The sequence below is a fragment of the Teichococcus vastitatis genome (genome assembly GCF_003604215.1).
GTDB lineage: Bacteria > Pseudomonadota > Alphaproteobacteria > Acetobacterales > Acetobacteraceae > Pseudoroseomonas > Pseudoroseomonas vastitatis.
This window is the reverse complement of sequence record NZ_QXGS01000004.1, coordinates 1-18,421: the sequence shown is the minus strand read 5'-3', so window position 1 is coordinate 18,421 and position 18,421 is coordinate 1. Positions and strand designations below refer to the sequence as shown.

23 protein-coding genes are annotated in these 18,421 nt (G+C 72.4%); 6 read left to right on the top strand and 17 right to left on the bottom strand.

What is annotated here, in order from left to right; all coding sequences use genetic code 11:
• The first annotated feature begins 96 nt into the window (after nt 1–96).
• A complete protein-coding gene (locus D2K64_RS07930; RefSeq protein WP_120007701.1) occupies nt 97–495 on the top strand; it encodes a hypothetical protein in 399 nt (132 codons plus the stop codon).
• A gap of 49 nt (nt 496–544) precedes the next feature.
• Here the strand turns inward: D2K64_RS07930 and fabG are convergent, their stop codons facing one another.
• The 15 genes from fabG to D2K64_RS07860 form a co-directional block, all read right to left on the bottom strand.
• Nucleotides 545–1,264 (bottom strand): 3-oxoacyl-ACP reductase FabG, encoded by a 720-nt coding sequence (gene fabG, locus D2K64_RS07925; RefSeq protein ID WP_120007700.1) that lies wholly within the window; start codon nt 1,262–1,264, stop codon nt 545–547.
• Complete coding sequence (locus D2K64_RS07920; protein ID WP_202910579.1) at nt 1,261–1,701, bottom strand: phosphotransferase; 441 nt, start codon at nt 1,699–1,701, stop codon at nt 1,261–1,263. Before D2K64_RS07920 ends, fabG begins: the two co-directional genes overlap by 4 nt.
• Entirely contained in the window at nt 1,695–2,486 is a 792-nt protein-coding gene (locus D2K64_RS07915) for a beta-ketoacyl synthase chain length factor (RefSeq protein ID WP_120007699.1), read from the bottom strand. Before D2K64_RS07915 ends, D2K64_RS07920 begins: the two co-directional genes overlap by 7 nt.
• On the bottom strand, nt 2,483–3,682 hold the full coding sequence (locus tag D2K64_RS07910) for a beta-ketoacyl-[acyl-carrier-protein] synthase family protein (RefSeq protein ID WP_202910577.1): 1,200 nt from the start codon (nt 3,680–3,682) through the stop codon (nt 2,483–2,485). The genes D2K64_RS07915 and D2K64_RS07910 overlap by 4 nt, the downstream gene beginning before the upstream one ends.
• The gene (locus tag D2K64_RS07905; RefSeq protein ID WP_120007698.1) at nt 3,679–6,066 is read right to left on the bottom strand and encodes an MMPL family transporter; all 2,388 of its coding nucleotides are present in this window, start codon (nt 6,064–6,066) and stop codon (nt 3,679–3,681) included. The genes D2K64_RS07910 and D2K64_RS07905 overlap by 4 nt, the downstream gene beginning before the upstream one ends.
• Entirely contained in the window at nt 6,063–6,644 is a 582-nt protein-coding gene (locus D2K64_RS07900) for a LolA family protein (protein WP_120007697.1), read from the bottom strand. The genes D2K64_RS07905 and D2K64_RS07900 overlap by 4 nt, the downstream gene beginning before the upstream one ends.
• Nucleotides 6,641–7,555 carry an LpxL/LpxP family acyltransferase gene (locus D2K64_RS07895; protein WP_157985763.1) on the bottom strand — a complete coding sequence of 305 codons (915 nt, stop codon included), beginning with the start codon at nt 7,553–7,555 and terminating at the stop codon, nt 6,641–6,643. The genes D2K64_RS07900 and D2K64_RS07895 overlap by 4 nt, the downstream gene beginning before the upstream one ends.
• Nucleotides 7,552–7,869 carry a hypothetical protein gene (locus D2K64_RS07890; protein WP_120007695.1) on the bottom strand — a complete coding sequence of 106 codons (318 nt, stop codon included), beginning with the start codon at nt 7,867–7,869 and terminating at the stop codon, nt 7,552–7,554. Before D2K64_RS07890 ends, D2K64_RS07895 begins: the two co-directional genes overlap by 4 nt.
• 2 nt (nt 7,870–7,871) lie before the next feature.
• Nucleotides 7,872–9,260, bottom strand: a complete 1,389-nt coding sequence (locus D2K64_RS24300; RefSeq protein ID WP_157985762.1) for an AMP-binding protein — start codon at nt 9,258–9,260, stop codon at nt 7,872–7,874.
• The gene (locus tag D2K64_RS24295; RefSeq protein WP_157985761.1) at nt 9,253–9,846 is read right to left on the bottom strand and encodes a COG4648 family protein; all 594 of its coding nucleotides are present in this window, start codon (nt 9,844–9,846) and stop codon (nt 9,253–9,255) included. Before D2K64_RS24295 ends, D2K64_RS24300 begins: the two co-directional genes overlap by 8 nt.
• Before the next feature lie 119 nt (nt 9,847–9,965).
• Nucleotides 9,966–10,232 carry a phosphopantetheine-binding protein gene (locus tag D2K64_RS07880; RefSeq protein ID WP_120007694.1) on the bottom strand — a complete coding sequence of 89 codons (267 nt, stop codon included), beginning with the start codon at nt 10,230–10,232 and terminating at the stop codon, nt 9,966–9,968.
• Nucleotides 10,233–10,328: 96 nt separating this feature from the next.
• Complete coding sequence (locus tag D2K64_RS07875) at nt 10,329–11,579, bottom strand: cation:proton antiporter (RefSeq protein WP_120007693.1); 1,251 nt, start codon at nt 11,577–11,579, stop codon at nt 10,329–10,331.
• 9 nt (nt 11,580–11,588) lie between these two features.
• Entirely contained in the window at nt 11,589–12,449 is an 861-nt protein-coding gene (locus tag D2K64_RS07870; protein WP_157985760.1) for a MipA/OmpV family protein, read from the bottom strand.
• Complete coding sequence (locus tag D2K64_RS07865; RefSeq protein WP_120007691.1) at nt 12,446–13,129, bottom strand: methyltransferase domain-containing protein; 684 nt, start codon at nt 13,127–13,129, stop codon at nt 12,446–12,448. Before D2K64_RS07865 ends, D2K64_RS07870 begins: the two co-directional genes overlap by 4 nt.
• A gap of 28 nt (nt 13,130–13,157) precedes the next feature.
• Nucleotides 13,158–13,937, bottom strand: coding sequence for a class I SAM-dependent methyltransferase (locus tag D2K64_RS07860; protein WP_120007690.1), 780 nt, complete (start codon nt 13,935–13,937; stop codon nt 13,158–13,160).
• A 196-nt stretch (nt 13,938–14,133) separates the two neighbouring features.
• On the opposite strand from D2K64_RS07860, the gene D2K64_RS07855 reads away from it, so the two are divergent.
• The gene (locus D2K64_RS07855) at nt 14,134–14,979 is read left to right on the top strand and encodes a lysophospholipid acyltransferase family protein (protein WP_120007689.1); all 846 of its coding nucleotides are present in this window, start codon (nt 14,134–14,136) and stop codon (nt 14,977–14,979) included.
• 9 nt (nt 14,980–14,988) lie between these two features.
• On the top strand, nt 14,989–15,774 hold the full coding sequence (locus D2K64_RS07850) for a glycosyltransferase family 2 protein (RefSeq protein WP_120007688.1): 786 nt from the start codon (nt 14,989–14,991) through the stop codon (nt 15,772–15,774).
• Here D2K64_RS07850 and D2K64_RS07845 read toward each other — a convergent pair.
• Nucleotides 15,668–16,561, bottom strand: coding sequence for a polysaccharide deacetylase family protein (locus D2K64_RS07845; protein ID WP_238384079.1), 894 nt, complete (start codon nt 16,559–16,561; stop codon nt 15,668–15,670). The two genes, D2K64_RS07850 and D2K64_RS07845, sit on opposite strands and share 107 nt — an antisense overlap.
• Nucleotides 16,558–16,761: a hypothetical protein gene (locus D2K64_RS25050; RefSeq protein WP_202910575.1), complete on the bottom strand. Its 204-nt coding sequence runs from the start codon at nt 16,759–16,761 to the stop codon at nt 16,558–16,560. The genes D2K64_RS07845 and D2K64_RS25050 overlap by 4 nt, the downstream gene beginning before the upstream one ends.
• Before the next feature lie 148 nt (nt 16,762–16,909).
• On the opposite strand from D2K64_RS25050, the gene D2K64_RS07840 reads away from it, so the two are divergent.
• From D2K64_RS07840 to D2K64_RS24285, 3 genes are all read left to right on the top strand, one after another.
• Entirely contained in the window at nt 16,910–17,332 is a 423-nt protein-coding gene (locus D2K64_RS07840; RefSeq protein WP_120007686.1) for a secondary thiamine-phosphate synthase enzyme YjbQ, read from the top strand.
• A gap of 111 nt (nt 17,333–17,443) precedes the next feature.
• Nucleotides 17,444–17,917 (top strand): hypothetical protein, encoded by a 474-nt coding sequence (locus D2K64_RS24290; protein WP_157985759.1) that lies wholly within the window; start codon nt 17,444–17,446, stop codon nt 17,915–17,917.
• Between the two features lies 1 nt (nt 17,918).
• Complete coding sequence (locus D2K64_RS24285; protein WP_157985758.1) at nt 17,919–18,056, top strand: hypothetical protein; 138 nt, start codon at nt 17,919–17,921, stop codon at nt 18,054–18,056.
• Nucleotides 18,057–18,421: the final 365 nt, after the last annotated feature.

The following is an 18,421-nucleotide window of genomic DNA, read 5'->3' as shown; positions in this document are numbered from 1 at the left end:
AACAAGCTGCGGCGGAAGCTGGGGCTTTGTCCAGCCGTGACCTGCGGCGTCAGACGCGGCATCATCGCCGCTCAACCGAGCGGAGAAAGACCCGAGATGACCGAATGGACCCGGCGCGGCATGGCCCGCCCGCTCGCCCTGCTGGCGCTGGCCGGCACGGGCCTCGCCGCCTGCGCCCGCACGGCGCCCATCTACAACGTGAGCAACGCGAATTTCGTGGGCTCGGCGCCGCTGGCGCAACGCTCGCTGCAGATCCGCCGCGCCGGAGCCGGGCTCGGGTGGATCATGGAGGATGAGGCCCCAGGGGTGATCCGCGGTACGCTGAACCTGCGCACGCACCAGGCGGTGGTACGGGTACTGTTCAACAATACCGGGTTCTCGCTGCAGCATGTCAGCAGCAGCAACCTCGACTATGACGGCGCCTCGATCCACCGCAATTACAATGGCTGGATCCAGCGGCTGGAGCAGCAGATCATCGCGCAATCCGCGGTCTAGCGGCGCGGCCGTTCAGGCCCCCGGCGGCCAGGCTCCGGCAAGCTGTGGATCAGGCCAGCCCCCCATTAATCGACACCGTCTGGCCGGTGATGTAGGCGGCCCGGTCGGAGGTCAGGAAGCCGACAAGGTCCGCGACCTCCTCCGGCCGCCCGGCCCGGCGCGCCGGAACCATTGTCGCGATCTGCTCAGGGCTCATCACCGCCGCCGTGGCCGGGCTGTGGATGATCCCGGGCGCCACCACGTTGGCGGTGACGCCGCGCGGCGCGCATTCCAGCGACAGGGAGCGGATCGCGCCGCTCAGCCCGGCCTTGGCGGCGGCATAATTGGCCTGCCCCCGGTTGCCCATGATGGCGGACACCGAGGAGATCGCCACGATCCGGCCCCAGCGCGTGCCGATCATCGGCAGCAGCAGCGGCTGGGCCAGGTGAAAGAAGCCGTTCAGCGACACGTCTACCACACGGTGCCATTGCGCCGCCGACATTCCCGCCATGGGTGCGTCGAGATGGATGCCGGCATTGTGCACCAGGATCTGGACCGGGCCGTCCCGCAGCACCGCCTGCAGCGCGGTTCCGGTCGCGGCAGGGTCGGTCAGGTCGAAGCCCACCGCCTCGGCGCTGCACCCATCGGCGCGCAGCGCGGCTGCGGCTTCCTCGGCGCGGGGCAGGCCGGCATGGGCGTGCAGGATCACGTGCTGGCCTTGCGCCGCGAGCTGCCGGGCGATGGCGAGGCCAATCGGGCTGGCCGCGCCGGACACCAGGGCGCGCCTCATGCCGCCGCCGGCAGGATCACCGCCGCCTGGCCGCTGACCAGCACCTGCCCGCCCGCGGCCAGGGTGAAAGCGTAGATGAAGGAGCGCGCTTCCCGCGCCACCGCCACGGCTTCCACCACCAGCGGAACCGGGCGATCATCCAGCCGGTCCACGGCCAGGTCGACGCCGCGCAGGCTGGCCAGAAAGCCGGCCGGCTGCGGCTCGTCCCCGCCGGTCAGCGCGCCGTGCAGCGCCATGGCCTGCAAGGCGTATTCCACGCCGCAGATCGCCGGCAGATGACCGTTGCGGCGAAGCGGGTTGGCAGCGTCGGCATGGGATCTGGCGGTGCAGCGGATGCGGTCGGCATCCCAGTGTTCCGTCCGGTCGAGTAGGCACATGTTGCCGGCATGCGGAACCAGCGCAGCGATGGCGCGGTGGTCCAGTGGCGCCATCAGCACGGCGCCAGCTCCGCCCGCACCGTGCCGCCATCGAGCAGGTTCCAGCACAATCCGGCCGGGCGGGGGACGGCCAGCGCTTCCAGCAGCGGCAGGGCGCGGGCGGCGGGGTTGCCATCTTCTAGGGCGTCCCGCAGCCCGCTGCGAGGCGAGGCCGCGGCGCAGGCTTCCGCCTGATGCCAGAGCCGCAGCGCCGCCCGCCCGCCGCTTCCGGGCTGCAGCACGAGGGCCATGGCGAAGGGAAAGCGGGTCACGCGGCAGGCTTCCAACGGCGGCGGCAACGGCGCGTCATAGGCGCAGAACAGCACTGGCCGGTTCCAGGCGGCGCATTGCGCCGCCGCCTGCAGCAGGCCCATCGGCAGGGTGTCGTCATGGCCGCCGAGGCTGACCGAAGGCCGTGTGGAATGAGCGCCGATCCCCCAATAGCCGGCCGCCGCGTTATGCACCGAGTTGTGGAACTGCGTGGGCGACACATCGCCGCCCTCGGTGGTGAGCGCGTCCAGGATGGCACCCACCGTGGCGCCATCGCCATTGGAGGAGGCGAACACCGTGTCCAGGCCGGCGATCTCCTGGCCGTCCGCGGCTTCCTGGGCGGCGGCGAGCGCCAGCCGGGCGACGGCGCCGGTGCGGCGGCGCTCGGTCGGCGCCAGCAGGGCGGGGGGTGGCAGCACCGGGTCGGCGGCCACCCAGGTCGCGTCGCCGCGCAGCACCGGCACCGAGGCTGCCCAGCCCGGCAGGCCGGGGCCCAGCAGGCCAACCCCGGCGATGTGGCAGGACGCGCCGCTCATGCGCGGCCGATCACCAGCGCGCAATTACTGCCGCCGAAGCCGAAGGAATTGCTCAGCACCCGCCCGATCCGGCCGGCACGGTTGGCCACCGCGACGTCGCTGCCGAAGCCGGGATCCACGGTGTCCACCCCGAGGCAGCCGGGCACCAGCCCGTCCTCCACGCAGATCGCGGCAATCGCCGCCTCCAGCGCGCCGGAAGCACCCAGCGTATGCCCGGTCCAGCCCTTGGTGGAGGAGCAGGGAACGGCGTTGCCGAACAGGTGGGCCACCGCCCGGTCTTCCATGGCGTCGTTGGCCCGCGTGCCGGTGCCGTGCAGGTTCACGTAATCGATGGCGTCCGGCGGCAGCCCGGCGGAGCCCAGCGCAGCGCGCATCGCCAGCACGGCGCCGAGGCCGTCCGGATGCGGCGAGGACATGTGGTGCCCGTCGCTGCTGGCGCCGGCGCCCAGCACCGCCAACGCCCCGGGGGCGGGGTCGCGTTCCAGCAGCAGAAAGGCGGCCGCCTCGCCAATCGAGATGCCGTCGCGGTCGGCGGCACAGGGGCGGCTCGGGCCCTGCGACAGCAGCGACAGGGACGCGAAGCCCTGCAGGGTCATGCGGCACAGCGTGTCGACGCCGCCGGCCACCACCGCGTCGCACATCCCGGTGCGCAGGAGCGCCGCCGCCTCCAGCACGGTGCGGGCGCCGGAGGTGCAGGCGGTGGACACGCACAGCGCCGGTCCGGCCAGCCCGAGCCGCCGCCGCACGTAGCGCGGCAGCGCGTGCAGGTCATGGGTGGTGGCGAAGCGGAAATCGGCGGGCAGCGCGGCCTCGCCGGGTGCGCGGCGGCGATAGGCGGCCTCGGTCTCGGCAATGCCGGCGGTGCTGGTGCCGAGCACCACGCCGATGCGCGCCGCGCCATGGCGCCGCACCGCCGCCGCCACGCCTTCGGCGAAACCGTCCGAAGCCAGCGCCAGCTCGGCCAGGGCGTTGTTGCGGCACTGGAACTCCGCGAGGTCCGGCGGCACGGCAACCGCTTCGATCCCCTGGACCCGGCCGGTCCAGGCGCCGGGCACGTCGTCGGCGGCGGCGGCAGGGGCGAGGCCGCCGCGGCGGCGGTGTAGCGCCTCGCGTGTCGCGTCCAGCCCCTGGCCCATGGCGCTGACGGCGGTCAGCGCCGTGATGGCCAGGGGCGGAAAGGAAGCATTGGGGGTCAAGCGCCGGTGGATCCGTTGCAGGGGGGGCGCGCGGTTACCACGCCGCGCGGGGCGAGCGCGAGAGCCAACAGAAACGCCGCGGCGACGCCGATGCTGACACAAAGCCCGATCCCCTGAAGAACTGGGGTCGCGCAGAAGGACAGCAAGCCGAAGGTCAGCAGCGTGGTGGCGGTGCAGTTGAACACGGCGCCGAAATTGCGGTCACCCTCCGCCGCATCCTCCGCCACCGGCACGCCGAGAAACAGCGCGTAGTCCAGCCCGACGCCCGCCGCCAGCAACAGGGCGGCCAGATGGAACGGATTCAGCGCCTGCCCGAGCGCGGTCAGCCCCGCCAGCGTCACCAGCAGCGCGCCGCCGATCGGCAGGGCGGTGAGGGCGGTGGCCGCGAGCCCGGCTGCCCAGCCGAGTCGGCGCCGCAGGGCGAGCCACAGCAGCAGCAGCACCGCGGCGCCGCCCGCCGCCACCCAGCGCAGGGCGCGTCCGGTGGCAGCCGCCACCAGACCCTCGGTCTCGCCCTTGATGTTGACGAACAGGATGTCCGGATCGTTGAGCGCCGCCACCGCGCCGCTGAGCGCCGGCAGGTCGCGCAGCCCGTTGGGGATCACGAGGCCCTGCCAAGCGCCGTCGCGGTCCGATAACAACAGGCCGAGGCGTGCTGACAGGGTCGGCGCCGGGGCAAGGTCGGCGATGGTCAGCGGCGGCAGGGTGCGGCTGTCCGCGATGCCGGCCAGGAAGCGGTCAAAGGCGGTGGCGCGGAAGGGCAGGCCGGCGGCGGCCTCGGCCAGGGCGGCCCGCAGCGCCTCCTCGCCAGGCAAGGCGGCCTGCCGCGCCCGCTGGGTGGCGGCGCTGGGGAGATAGCGTGCCGGGCTGTCGAAGCCGGCGAGGGCGCCGGCAGCGACCAGCGGATCCAGCGCGCGCTGCACCGCCTCGGCGCGGCGCAGCACCGCCTCCGCATCGGCGCCGCGCAGGGCGATCAACGTGCCGACATCGGGCGCGCCGAGCTGGCGGCGCAGCTCGGCATCTTCCTGGCGCAAGCGCTCTGGCACCGGGCTGAGACGATTGATGTCGTCGTTCCAGCGCGGCCCGCCCAGAACCAGCAGCGCCGCGGCGGCGAGCGGCAGCAGCAGAACTGTCCCGTGATGGCCGCGCAATCGGCGCAGCGCACGGATCATCGGCGGCGGCAGGGGGCGTGCCCGGATCGCCTCGCCGGGCAGCAGGCACGGCAGCAGCCAGCGCGTGGCGGCGGCGCCGGCCAGCAGCCCCGCCGCGCCGAACAGGCCGAGCTGCGCCAGCAACGGAAAGCCGGAGAACAGCATGGCCGTCAGCCCCAGCGCCGCCGCCAGCGCCGACAAGCCCAGCGTGCCGCCCAGCCGCCGGGCGGTGGCGCCCAGCGCTTCCCCGGGCCGGCGCTGGCCGACCAGCAGCATGGGGTAGTCGGCCCCCACGCCCAGCATGGTCATGCCGAAGCCGAAGGCGGCGCCATGCACCGCGCCGAAGGCGGCGAACACGAGCGCCGTTCCGGCCAGCATGCCCACCAGCAGCGGCACCGCCACCGCGGCCAGCATCAGCAGCGAGCGCGTGCGCCACAGCAGAAAGGCGGCGATCAGCACGCCGGACAGGATCGAGATCATCCGCACATCGGCTTCCACGGCGGCGGCGGCGGCGGCGCTGAACACCCCGGGTCCGCGCAGCATCAGCCGGGCGGGGCCGGGATCGGCGGCGGCGAAGGCGGTCTCGAACGCCGCCACCATGGCGGCCTGGGCTTCCAGGTCGGTGCCGGGCGCGCGGCCGCGCGCCACGACCAGCGCGCGCGGCGCGACGGCATCGGCGGCGAACCAGACACCGTCGCGCAGTGCCACGCGGCTCTCGCCCAGCCAGGAGCGCAGCAGGTCCAGGAAGGCGCCGGCCGGATCGGCGAAGCCGAACTGCGCCAGCACCGGGGAGGCGGCCGAGCGCAGCCCGTCGATCAACGATTCCAGCCGTTGGCGCAGCGCGGGGGCGGTGAAGCGGGACGGATCTTCCGCGGCGGCTGACAACAGGTAGCGGTAGCGGAACAGCAGGTCGCGTTCTTTCGGCGGCAGGTCCTGCGTGCCATTGCCGACAAAAGCGAACTGTTCCGAGGCACGCAGCGCATCGCCCACCGCGCGGCTGATGCGGGCCAGCTCGGGCTCCGGGGCGCCCTCGATGCCGGCCAGCAGCAGGGTGGTGGCCGCCCCACCGCGCAATTCCTGCAGCAGATAGCGGGCGGCGGGAGTTTCGGCCGGCGGCAGCAGGTCGCTCAGCTCGGCGCGGAACGGCACCACGCGGAACAGCCCCGCCGCCAGCAGCCCGAGCAACAGCAGCGCAACCCCGAGGCGGCGCCAGGCACTGGCGGCGGCGCTCACGGCTCCGGCGTGATGGTCATGCGGGTTTCACCCTGGTTGCCGCGCGTCACCACCGACAGCACCGCGTCGCCGCGCCCGCCGATCGCCACTGATTGCAGTGCCGCGTAGACGCGCATCGAGCGCGGCGTCAGCTCGATGCGCCAGCCGCCATCGGGCTGCGCGGCGAAGCGCACCTCGTAATGCTTCCGCAGCACCGCCAGGTCACCGGCCAGGGTGGCGCGGACAGATTCCACCAGCGGGCGCAATTCCGGCTGGTCATCGAGGCCGAGCTCGCGGCGGAGGTTCTGCGCCGGCCGTGCGAACACCAGCCGGTCTCCCTCGACGCGCAGGATCTCCTCCAGCGGCTCGGTGGTGTGCTTTTCCAGTCGGTCCGGAGCCGACCAGCTCAGCGTGCCGCTGCTGGGCAGTGGCATGCTGAGTTCGGGAAATTCCTTGGTCTCGGTGAAGCGGGCGCGCCCCTGCCGCCGCGCCGCCAGCGCCGCCATCACGGCGTCCAGGGTGGCGGGCTGCTGCGCCCGGGTCGTTGCGGCGACCAGGGCGCCTGCGGCAGCGGCCAGCAAGGTACGGCGATGCGTCACAGGGTGCCCATCTCCTCCCAGAAATCATGGAAGTTGAACCAGTTGTAGGGAAAGGCACGGGCCATTGCCTCGACCCGCGCGGCATAGGCGGCAGCGGCCTCGGCGATCGCCTGTTGCCGGCGGTGGCGGTCGAGGGCGATGCGGTCGGCGAAGGGCTCGAAACACACCTGGTAGCGGCGCGGTCCGGTCCAGACGCCATAGGCCATCATCACGGGGGCACCCAGCACGCCGGCCAGGATGTGCGGGCCGTCCGGAAAGGCGGCGGGGCGGCCGAGAAAAGGCACGCGGGTGACGCGGGTACCGCCCACGCGGCCGGGCGTTTCTGGCACGCGATCGGCCAGAATGCCGACTAGCCCGCCGCGCTCGAGACATTCCTTGGCCCGCAGCATGGCATCCGGCTGGCCGAGCGGGATGATCGTGGTGTGGCGGCTCGCAGACCATTGGGCGAAGAAGTCGCTGCTGATGGCGGCGTGGTCGCCATGCATCAGCGCCACCACCTCCACCGGGCAGCCGGTTTCCGCCACCGCGCGCAGCGCATCGAAGCAGCCGATATGGGCGCCGAGCAGGATGCAGCCGCGGCCCGCCCCGATGTGGGCGTCCAGCGCCTCCCGCCCGGTGACCTCGATGCGGAAGCCCTGCCGCCGCCCGTCCAGCAGGAAGACGCGGTCCAGCAGGGTGGCGGAAAAGGTGAAGAACAACCGGAACAGGTCGCGCCAGCCGGCGGGCCGGCCGAGCGCACGGTTCAGGAACAGCCGCGCCGCCTGCCGCTGCCGCGGCGCGGACAGGAGGAAGTAGGCGGCGATCGGGTACAGCAGCGCGAAGGCGGTGCGGTAGCCGAGGCGGGTGATGATCCAGCCCATCAGCCGCAACGCCCTGGCACTGCCCCGTTCGCGCTGGCGCTGCCAGCTCATGCCGCGGTTCCACTCTCCAGCACGGCGTCGCCGCTGAAGGCAAGGGCGCCGCGGCAATGGCCCTGGAAGCCGATCCGGCCGCTGCCATGCCGTTCCCAGCGCAGCTCCACCCATTCATCCGGCCCCACCGGCGCGGTGAACTTCGCGCGGGTCAGCCGCGCCGCCCGGCCGAAGCCCAGCGCGGCGAGATGCGCCAGCGCGAGGTCCACCAGCACCACGCCCGGCACCAGCGGATGCCCGGGAAAATGCCCGGCGAAGGCCGGGTGCGAGGCGGGAACGGTGAAGCGGTGCAGGCCGCTGTCGCTGGCGGCCATGTTCAGGCGAGGCCCACGACCTGCCGACGCAGCCCGTCCAGCGCCGCGCGCGGCAGCTTGCCCACGGCGTCGCGCGGCAGGCAGGGCACCAGGGTCACGCTGCGCGGCAGGAACACCGGCTCGATCTCCCGCCGCAGCGCGGCCAGGATCGTCTCGGCGGCGAGGCCCGGCGCCACGGCGAACACGGCCAGGCGTGCCGCCGGGTTGCGGTCGAGGTCGTCCGGCACGGCGAACACTCCGTCAGCCACGCCGGGAATGCCGAGCAGGATGCGGTTCAGGCTGGCCAGGGAAGCGCGCTTGCCGCCCAGCTTGACGATGTCGGTGCGGCGGCCGAGCAGCCGGAAGCGGCCTTCGCCCTCCAGCGCCACCGCATCGGCCAGCGGCACCGGCGCGGCCATGCCCGCCACTACCGCCTCGGTGCCGTCGGGCACCCCTTCGGCGGGGCGAAGCGCGACGCTGCGGTACAGCGTCCAGCTTTCCCCCTCGACCGTGCGGCGGCTGGCGATGGAGCCCATCTCAGTAGCGCCGTAGATCTCCAGCACCCGGGTATTCCACGCGGCTTCCACGGCGGCGGCCAGGGCCGGGTCGAGCGGCGCGGTGGCTGAGATCACCGCCGCCACGGAGGGCATGGCCTGGGCGGCGCCGAGCAGGGCGCGCAGCTGCAGGGGAGTGGTCACCAGCACGCGCGGCGCGGCAGCGGCCTGCAGCGCCTCGGCCACCTCGACCGGGTAGAAGCAGGGTCCGGCATGGCTGGTCGTCGGCACGTGCAGCGGCAGCATGATGGTGGTCTCGAAGCCGTACATGTGCTGCGGCGGAACGGTGGCGACCATGTCGGTGCCGTCACGCAGCGCGAAGCGCTCGCCGGCGGCCACCGCCGCCGCGACCAGCGCCGCCCAGCTTTTCGGATGCGCCGCTGGCCGGCCGGTGCTGCCCGAGGTGAAGCCGATCACCGCCACGCGGTCGGACGGGATGGCCGGATTCGGCCCGCCACGGCCGGGCACCGCGAGCGGCGCGACGCGGATCGCGCCGGGTGGCGGCTCCCATCGCGCCTCGCCGCCCACGGCCTCGGTTTCCGCATCGGCCATCACGGTCAGGTCGGGATAAGCGGCGGCGATCTCGGCCAGCCGGCGATCCGAGCGGTCGCTCGACAACAGCACCACCTGGTCCCGGCTCAACGCGGCCGCGAAGGCCAGCAGCGCGTTGTAGCGGTCGGCGCACAGGTTCAGGGCATGGGAGCGGGCGGGCAGCCGCGCGGCCAGGGCCGCCACGTCGGCCAGGAAGCGGCCTACGGTGATCGCCTCGCCCCGGCGGCGGAACAGCACGTCGGCTTCGGGCCGGTTGGTCAGGGGCAGGCTGCCGATGCGGAGACGAAGGGGTGGTGGCTCAGTCATGGCGGGGCAGGTGGGCCGATCGGATGGCGCGCAGGGTGCGGGCCGGCGTTGCGATGCCGTGCTGCGGGAAGCACAGGCTGCGGATAACATGTTCTCCCAGGAACAACAGCAGCATGAAGCCCAGCGTCGCGCCCAGCACAAGGCCGGGATCGTGGCCCGGAAACGGCCGCAGGCCAAGCAGCAGCGCGGCGTGCAGCGGCGCCAGAAGCAGAAACAGCCCAGTCCACAAGGCGGTCAGCGCCCGGGTGTACGGCACGCATTCCGCCGGCAGGCGGCCGAAATCGTGGCGGGTGTAGCCGGTGATGAGCGGCTCCCGGCCCGGCCGCAGCGTGGCGCCGAAATGCAGGGCCATCAGCAGGTCCCCTGCGGGCATCAGCAGGGCCGCGGCCGGTGCCGTCCCGGGTTCGATGTGGCGCCACAGCAGGGCGCCGAGCAGGGCCAGAACGGCCACCACCACGCGGACCGGCCATCCCCGCCCGCGGCTCGCCGCCAGGGCCAGGGCGGGCAGCGCCAGGACCAGCACCAGCGACGGTGGCCCGAGCAGCCGGGCCGCGCCGATGGCCAGGATGGTGACGCCCCATGGCAACCAGCGGGGCAGCCACCGGGGCAGCCATGTCGCCAGTTGGCCGGAACGCCGCGCAAGCCATCCTTGGTTCAGCGGTGCCCGCCGGTGGCCGGCCATTCCGGGGAAGGGCGCCGGCCTGCTCAGTGCTGCCGGTTCTTGTCGATATGCGCCGAGAGGTTGCGCAACGACGCGAAGATCTGCCCGTTGCGCTCGTCGTCCGAGCGCAGCTGGAAGCCGTAGCGGCGCGAGATGGCGAGCGCGATCTCCAGGGCGTCGATTGAATCCAGGCCCAGCCCGGCGCCGAACAGCGGCGCGTCGGGATCGATCTCCTCCGGTCGCATTTCCAGGTGCAGCGCCTCGACGATCAGGGCCGCCACCTCGGATTCGATGGCCAATGCAGAACTCACGCTGAATCTCCATGCTGGCAGGGAATCATAAAGCGCTGAATTGCGACCTATTCATGAACAATTCCTCATTTCCTGTACGCGCCCGGCGCCGCGACCTCAACCATGCCGCTCCGCCGGAACGGGATCGGGAATGATTCCGATGCGGGACGCGAGGACCAACCGGGTCAACGGCGTGGTCAGCACGGTGCAGAGGATCGCCATGGCGACCAGGGCAGAAAAGGCCGGCGCTGCGATCAGCCCGGCGTCCAGCAGCACTGCCAGCACCACCACCTCCATCAGGCCCTTGGTCTGCATCAGCGCACCCAGCGCCAGCGCGTCGCGCCAGCTTTCCCCGGCCAGCCGCGCCGGGATCGCGGTGCCCGCCACCTTGCCCACCACCGTGGCGGCGGTGACCAGCCCCAGCAGGCCGAGAAAGGCGAGGGAGTCCGGCGTGATGGTGGCGCGCAGCCCGGTGGTCATGAAGAAGAATGGCAGCAGCGCCGCGGCGGTGAGCGGCTCCATCCGGGCCAGTAGCGCGCCGCGCCATTCCGGCGGCATCACCGTGCCGGCGGCGAAAGCGCCGATGATCAGCCCGAGGCCCACCGCCTCGGCTAGCGCGGCGGCGGCGAACAGCACCGACAACGACGCCACCAGGATGGTGCCGGCCGGGGTTCCGGCGCGCGCGGCCATCCGGCGCAGCAGCGGCCGCACGCCGAGGCCCATTGCCGCCATCCACAGCAGCGACATTCCGCCGGTGCGCAGCGTGGCGCCGGCATCGCCCTGCGCCAGCGCCAGCAGCAGGGCGATGGCCAGCCACAGCGCCAGGTCGTTCAGCGCTGCCAGCGCCAGCGCCGACTGCCCGAGTCGGGTGGCGAGCAGGCCCATCTCCTGCAGGATGGCGGCCAGCACCGGCAAGGCGGTGACGGCGACGCAGATGCCCACCGCCGTGGCGAAGGCGGGCAGCGAGGCGCGCGGCCCCACCGCTTCCGGCCACCAGGCCGCCATCAGCATTCCGGCCCCGAGACCCAGCAGCAGCGGCAGCGCCATGCTGCCCACCGCCGGCGCGCCGAGGCGGCGGATGCCATCGCGCAGAGCCGGGCCCTGCAGGTGCATGCCGCTGCAGAACACGTAAAGGCAGACCCCCAGGGTGGAGAGTCCGCCCAGCGCTCCCAGCACCTGCGAGCCGAACAAGGCGGCGTGCCATTCCGGCGCGGCGCGTCCCAGCGCCGTAGGGCCGAGCAGCACGCCGCCCAGGATCTGCACCACGGCGAGCGGCGCCACCCGCCGCACGGCGGGAATGCGCCAGATCAGCCATGGCCCCAGCACCAGCAGCAACGCCACCAGCAGCAAGGCGGCCTTGTCGTGCATCGCGCGGCCTCAGTCGAAGGGCGAGGCGGTGGAGGAAACCCGCGCCTGCGACTGGAAGAAGGACCAGGCGAAGCCGAGCGCCACCGAGGTGTTCCATTTGTCGCGGAACAGCGGGCTGGCCTCGTTGGTGGCGCCGTGGAAGGCTTCCACCCGTCCGCCGGCCACCAGGGACAGCCGCTCGGTCAGCGGCATGCGGTAGGAGAACTGCACGCGGGTGCCGAGATAACCGGCCTCGGCATCGTATTCCGGCCGGCCCGGCCGCACATCCTCCGGCCCGACGCGATAGAAGTAGTCCATCAGCCGGCCGGTCGCGAAGAGCGGGCCCGCGCCGATGCGGAACCGTCCGCCGGGGCGGAACAGGTCGAGCCGCTCATAGGCCAGCTCAGGCGATGCGGTCAGGCCGCGATAGCTCACCGAGGTCAGGTCGCTGGAGAACACGGCGCGCACCGGCAATTCCAGGTTCAGCCGCTGCCGGGTCGCCGGGTCGCGCCACAGGGTGAGGCGCAGCGCCGGCCCGACCTCGCCCTGCCAGTCCAGATCGGCCATGCCTTCGCGGGCGCGGTTGTCGTCGGAGGAGGACGGGAAGGCGCCGGAAAAGGACAGGTCCAGCCCGATCGCGTCGCTGTTGTAAAACCGGCCGCGCACCCCCTGGTCGTCGGAGCGCAGGATCTCGCCGCGATAGATCAGATACGGAAAGGCCAGGCCCTGGAGGTGATTCTGCTCCGCCGCCGGATAATCGGGCAGCCAGCCGCCGCCGGCGCCCAGCCCGGCCTCGATCCGCGGCTGCCCGGCCGTGGCCAGAGGAGCGGTGCCGGTCTGCGCCAGGGCCGGCGCGGCCAGCAGCAGCAGGGGCAGGGCGAGCCACCTCATGCCCGGGCCACCCGCTCCGCCAGCACCAGCACGTTGGGCAGCGGGGTGCGGCCCCAGCAGGGCCGCACCTCGACGCGAAACCCCGCATTCTCCAGCGGTTCCGCCAGATCGGCCAGCGGCAGCGGCCGGATGCTGGCGCCGGCGGCGCCGCGGGCGGCGCGGTTCAGCCATTCCATGGCCAGCCCGGCGCGGCTGCGCCAGCCGAGGCCGGGATCAAAGGCGCGGATCACCACGCGCTGCCGGGCGGCGCCGGCGATGCGGATCAGCAGGCGGCGCTGGGCGGGTTCGGGCATCTGGTACAGAACATCCACCATCAGGATCGTGTCGGCTTGCGGGAGTGGTGTGGCGGCGAGGTCGGCGGCGGCGAACCGGGCGGGGAGGCCGGCGGCCGCGGCCTCGGCCTCGGCGATCTTGCGCGCATCGAGGTCGAAGCCCGTGACGCTGCTGGCGCCGCCGGCCAGCAGCAGGGCGAGGGCCAGCTGCCCGCGCCCGCAGCCCAGGTCGAGCAAGCTGCCGAAAGGGCGCCCGGCGGCCAGGGCCAGGATCGCCGCCGTGGCCGGGTCGCGCCGCAGCTTGCCGCGCACATAGCCGCGCGCGAAGCGGGAGGCGCCGGCGTAGCGGCCATCCACCGCCGCCAGCAACGCGGCCGGCGGCGCGTCGCCTGGCCGCGCGGTCAGCATCCGCGGCCCATGATGGTGCGGCGCTGAGTCAAGCGCCGGGTTCCGGGGCGTTGCGCGCGGAATAAGCGCGGAACATCGCCATCGAGGTTTCGCATCCAACTTCCGCGAAGCCGGCGCCGTGCAGGTGCGACAGAATGGTCTCGGCCGGAACGCATGCTTCGATCGTGTCCCAGTAGTAGCGCATCAGCGTGCCGGAGCGGGCGCGCGGCGCCGACAACCGGCACAAGGCCGGCACCACGTGGCCGAGGTAGCCGCGTGCCATGGCATGGGCCAGCCGCCCGTCCGGCCGCCCGATCTCCAGCAGCAACAGGCGGCCATCCGGGCGCAGCACGCGACGGAACTCGGCAAAGGTGGCGCCGAGCTCGGCGACGTGCCGCAGCGCATAGCCCATGCTGATGAAATCCACCGAGGCATCGGGCAGCGGGATGGCCTCGGCACGGCCCTGCAACAGGGCCACGGGGGCGGCGGCGTTCCGCAGCGCACGCCGCGCCTCCGCCAGCATCCCGGATGACGGGTCGAGGCCCCAGACGCGGCCGCCGGCGCCGGCGAGCCGCGCCGCCTCGCGCGCCACCAGCCCCGTGCCGGTGGCGATGTCGAGCACCGTCATGCCCGGGCGCAGCCCGGCGCGGCGCAACGCCTGCCGCCGGTACCAGGCGCCGGTGCCGAGCGAGAAGATGCTGTTGATGCGGTCGTAATGCGCCGCCGTGTCGTCGAACAGCTGCTGCACAAAGGCGGCGCGCCGCGCCGGCTCCGGGTAGTAGGCGGGCAGCACCGGATGCGGCGCGGCCTGCTGCGTCGGCTTGGACATCGGCGGTTCCCCCGGGCACGTCGGCTGGCTTGCACAGCGATAAACCGGGCGCGGCGGAGTGACCAGGGGTCTTGCGGCAGCAAGGCGTGGCCGTTTCGCTTGAAGGATCGCTCGGCCGGCGTTCCGGGCGGTTTCGTTGCTTCCAGCCCCGGATCATCTGCATTACCGTCGGGTCGTGGCGGGGAGGAGGACAGACTTGGTTCAGCACCCGACCAGGGCCGCGGCTGCCGGGCGGGGCCGGTTGCGCTGGCTGCTGGATGCCGTGCGCTTTTATCCGCTGCTGGTGCTGTTCGCGCTGATGAGCCTGGCCTGGAGCTTGCCCGCCGGGCTGTTGTTCCGGCTGCTGCCGCGGCGTTTTGGGCAGGCGCTCGGGCGCTGGGGAATCTCGCGCGGCTTTCGGCTGTATATCGGCCTTTTGCGCGGCCTTGGCCTGATGCGCTGCGATTTCTCGGCACTGGACGCGTTGCGCGAGGAGCGCGGCATCGTTATCGCGCCGAACCATCCCTCGATGATGGACGCAGTGCTGTTGACGTCCCGCCTGCCGCGCGCGGCGTGCATCACCAAGGCCTCGGTGTGGAACAATCCGCTGCTGGGCGGCGGCGTGCGTCTGGCGGGGTATGTGCGCAACGACGCCACGCTGCGAATGATCCGCGAGGCTGCCGCCATGATCCGGCAGGGCGGGCAGCTGATGATCTTTCCGGAAGCCACGCGCAGCCCGGCGGATGCCGTGCTCGGGCCGGTGACGCGCTCCTTCGCGGTGATGGCGCAGGCGGCCGGCGCGCCGGTGCAGACGGTGGTGATCAAGCGCGGCAACCCGTTCCTGTGCAAGGGCTGGCCAGCCTGGAAGGTGCCGCCGCTGCCGCTGGTCTATGCCGTGCGGCTGGGACCCCGCTTCCAACCCGAGGGCACGGCCGAGGAACTCAGCCGCAGGGTCGAGCACGCGCTGCGGGCCGGCTTGGCCTGCGGTGGAACGCCCGGCGGCACGCCCGAGCCGGCATCGCCGCGTTTGTTTTCTGGATTCACGCGCCGGGATGTGGCCTGAAGCGCCGTCATGACCACACCATCCCGCAGCCACCTGGTGCTGATCCCGTCCTTCAACACGGGCCCCATCCTGACCGAGACGGTGCGCGCGGCGCGCGGCGCGTGGGATCCGGTTTGGGTGGTGGTGGATGGCAGCACCGATGGCTCGGATGATGCCGTAGCGGCGATGGCTGCTGCTGATCCAGGCTTGCGCCTGCTGCGGCTGCCGCGCAATGCCGGCAAAGGCGCCGCGCTGCTGCAAGGAATGGAGGCGGCGATGTCGGCCGGCTTCACCCATGCCCTGGCCATGGATGCCGACGGCCAGCACCCGTCCGGGGAGATCGTTGGCATGATGGCGGCGTCTGCCGCCGCGCCGCGGGCCCTGGTGCTGGGCCTGCCGGTGTTCGGACCCGAGGCGCCGGCGCTCCGCGTACGGGGCCGCCGGGTGTCCAATTTCTGGGCCAATCTGGAGACGCTCTGGGCGGGCATCGGCGATTCCCTGTTCGGCTTCCGGGTTTATCCCCTGGCACCGCTGGCGGCGGAGATGCGCCGGACGCGCTGGATGCGCCGGTATGATTTCGATGCCGAGGCAGCGGTACGGCTGGCCTGGCGCGGGCTTCCCCTGATCAACCGCCCGGTGCCTGTGCGCTATCTGGCGCGGGAGGAGGGTGGCGTGTCGCATTTCCGCTACGGGCGGGACAACCTGCTGCTCACGGGGATGCATCTGCGGCTGATGGCAGGCTTTCTGCTGCGGCTGCCGATGCTGGCGGCGCGACGTCTGACGCGGCCACGGCCTGCGGCAGCGACGCTGCGCTGAGACCGGCCGCCCGAAGCCGCGCCAGCAGTTCCGGCAGCACGGCCAGCACCACCGGGCGCCGATCGGCGCCCCGACGGCTGTTGCCATCGTGCAGCAACAGGATCTCGCCCGGTTGCGGATCGCGCAGCCGGCGCAGCACGCGCGCGGCATTGCCCGAAACGCCGTCCGCCCCGCGCCGCGACCAGTTCGCCAGTCGCAGCCCGGCCGTGAACAGGATCGGATCGAGGAACGGGCTCCGCATTCCGGCGGGCGGGCGGAAAAAGCGCGGTGCGCCGCCGGCCGCGCCGATCGCCGCCTGGGCCTCCCGCACTTCCCGCCGCATGCCGCCGGGGCCGAGGGCGGCGAAATGCAGCGGGTGGGTGTGAGTGTGGTTCTCGGCGCTGTGGCCGCGGCGCAGGATCTCCCGCACCAGGGCCGGGTGGCGGGCGGCGCGCTGGCCGATCAGGAAGAAGGAGGCACGCGCCCCGGCCTCGTCCAGCAGGTCGAGCACGCGCGGCGTCACCTCGGGGTCGGGTCCGTCATCGAAGCTCAGCGCCACTTGGCGGCTTCCCGGCGGCAGGCGCGCCAGGTTGGGCCCGAGCAGGGCGGAGCGCGGCGCCATGCCAGCGGCCGCCAGCACAGCGTGGTTCGCGGCGACGCTGCCCAGCCACCAGGGCCAGAGCTGCGGCGCCAGCCACAGGCCGCAGCCCGCGCCGCCGTGCAGCCAGAAGGAGGCGCGGACCAGCGGAGTGGGGCGCCAGGAGGGCGAGCCGGTTTCCCGCCCGCCTGCGGGCGCCGTCCGGCTCACCCGCGGCGGCCGCCGCCGATCAGCTTGGCCAGCAGCATCAGGCCGAGCCCGGCCAGGATGATGCCCACCGTCCAGGGCTGGTCGCGCAGCCCCTCCAGCGCCATCTGCGGAATCCAGAGCAGCGTGTCCCATCCCAGCAGCCAGGCCGCCAAGCCGATCGCGACCAACAGGCTGCCCAGGGACCAGAGCCTTGCGGCCATGCAGCGAACACCTCCAGGCTTCGTGTGAGGCCGGAAACTGGCGCGGGCGGCGCCGGAATGCCAGAGGCAAGCCGGATCAGGCGGTTGCGCAGGACAGGATTCGGGGTAGTCCGGCGCCCCGGCAACTCATAGGCGGAGAGGAGGTTCCATGCGGCAGGCGATGCATCGTTTCCAGGTGACGACCCCGGGCCGCGGCCTCACTGAGGTCACTGATGCGCTGCGGCGCTGGCTGGCGGAGCAGTCGACCGAGGACGGGCTGCTGACGGTCTGGTGCCGGCACACCTCCGCTTCGCTGATCGTGGGTGAGAACGCCTCGCCTGAGGTGTTGCTGGATCTGGAAGATTTTCTCGCCCGGCTGGCACCGGACGGACACCGCCACCGATACCGCCACGATGCCGAAGGGCCGGACGACATACCGGCGCATCTTCGGGCGGCGGTCACGCTGACGCAGCTGTCGATTCCCGTGCAGGCCGGATCGATGCTGCTTGGAACCTGGCAGGGCGTGTTCCTCTGGGAACACCGTCATGCGCCGCACCGACGCGAACTGGTCCTGTATCTTCTCGGCACCTGATCTAGCAAGTATCTGTACTTCTTGATCGCGGCTGCGTGATGTTGAGAACAGAAGAAGAACATTGTTCCGCCTGCCCCTGCGTGGCACATGCTCAGGGGGAGGGAGAGGCCGATGGAAAACCTCGCGCGCTGGATCCTGGCCCAGGCCTTTGGGCTGCTGGGAACGCTCGCGGTCGTGTTCCGCGACAATTACCGCATGCCGCTGCCGGTGGCCTCGCTGGGCGAGTGGATGGTGCATTTCGCGCCGCAGACCTCGGCGCTCGGCTTCACTCTGGCCCTGTGGCCGGTTTCGGACCTGTTGTTCCGCGCCTGTGACCGGGAGCGGCACTGGCAGTGCCTGGGCGATTCCAATCGCTGGCTGGCGGCGATGCTGCTCCTGTTCCTGTGCACCCATGCGGCGGTGCTGGGCCTCGCGGCCATGTCGGAGCCAACAACGCTGGCCGGGGTGCTGCAACCTAATGTGTTCCACGCCTATGGGGCGGCTCTGGCAGCCACCGCTTTGTTGTCGGTCGCCTATGTCGTCAGGCTGGAATTCGTGATCTGGAGAGGCCATAGTCCGGGCATGGGGAACGGAGCGCAGCCCTGACATGGGACCGCAGGACATCCTGGCCACGCTCATCTGGGGGGCCAGTCTCCTCGGTATCGGCCTCGGCGGCTACGGGGTGGTCCGGTATGGTTGCGCGCTGGTGCGCCTGCGCCGCACGGGGCATCGCCCGATCCGCTGAGGCGGCGTTCCCACGGATCCTGCCGGGCCGAGCACGCTGAACATTTGCCATCCCTCATGCGGGCTGGCTCTAGCCTGGCATGGCCGTGACTTGGCGGCTCGACACGATGGACCATCTGGCGTCCGGGCGGTCATCCATCCGATCGCCCGCAACGATTCGCGACGAGGGATCTCTTACCGCCGGGTTTCATTCTCCCACTGCCGGCAGATCCTTCTGCCGCGGGTGCGGCTGAATCGGTGCTTCTCGCGCGTCACGATTCTCCTCTCCGGCACGGCAGTGCAGGCCGCCAGGTCGTGTCCCATCGCGTGGTGTAGGAGCGATGGTTTCCGGCGGGCTGAACTACCGGATCAGGCTGGCACGGCGGA

Excerpts from the sequence above, each read along its gene's own strand:
- D2K64_RS07865 (WP_120007691.1), bottom strand. The coding sequence starts at position 13,129 with ATGCTGACCGCGCGGCCAGGCGACGCGCCGCCGGCCGCGTTGCTGGCG.
- D2K64_RS07895 (WP_157985763.1), bottom strand. The coding sequence starts at position 7,555 with ATGAGCTGGCAGCGCCAGCGCGAACGGGGCAGTGCCAGGGCGTTGCGG.
- D2K64_RS07840 (WP_120007686.1), top strand. The coding sequence starts at position 16,910 with ATGCGGCAGGCGATGCATCGTTTCCAGGTGACGACCCCGGGCCGCGGC.
- D2K64_RS07850 (WP_120007688.1), top strand. The coding sequence starts at position 14,989 with ATGACCACACCATCCCGCAGCCACCTGGTGCTGATCCCGTCCTTCAAC.
- D2K64_RS24290 (WP_157985759.1), top strand. The coding sequence starts at position 17,444 with ATGGAAAACCTCGCGCGCTGGATCCTGGCCCAGGCCTTTGGGCTGCTG.
- D2K64_RS24285 (WP_157985758.1), top strand. The coding sequence starts at position 17,919 with ATGGGACCGCAGGACATCCTGGCCACGCTCATCTGGGGGGCCAGTCTC.
- D2K64_RS07875 (WP_120007693.1), bottom strand. The coding sequence starts at position 11,579 with ATGCACGACAAGGCCGCCTTGCTGCTGGTGGCGTTGCTGCTGGTGCTG.
- D2K64_RS07890 (WP_120007695.1), bottom strand. The coding sequence starts at position 7,869 with ATGGCCGCCAGCGACAGCGGCCTGCACCGCTTCACCGTTCCCGCCTCG.
- D2K64_RS07915 (WP_120007699.1), bottom strand. The coding sequence starts at position 2,486 with ATGAGCGGCGCGTCCTGCCACATCGCCGGGGTTGGCCTGCTGGGCCCC.
- fabG (WP_120007700.1), bottom strand. The coding sequence starts at position 1,264 with ATGAGGCGCGCCCTGGTGTCCGGCGCGGCCAGCCCGATTGGCCTCGCC.
- D2K64_RS25050 (WP_202910575.1), bottom strand. The coding sequence starts at position 16,761 with ATGGCCGCAAGGCTCTGGTCCCTGGGCAGCCTGTTGGTCGCGATCGGC.
- D2K64_RS07930 (WP_120007701.1), top strand. The coding sequence starts at position 97 with ATGACCGAATGGACCCGGCGCGGCATGGCCCGCCCGCTCGCCCTGCTG.
- D2K64_RS07870 (WP_157985760.1), bottom strand. The coding sequence starts at position 12,449 with ATGAGGTGGCTCGCCCTGCCCCTGCTGCTGCTGGCCGCGCCGGCCCTG.
- D2K64_RS07860 (WP_120007690.1), bottom strand. The coding sequence starts at position 13,937 with ATGTCCAAGCCGACGCAGCAGGCCGCGCCGCATCCGGTGCTGCCCGCC.
- D2K64_RS24300 (WP_157985762.1), bottom strand. The coding sequence starts at position 9,260 with ATGACTGAGCCACCACCCCTTCGTCTCCGCATCGGCAGCCTGCCCCTG.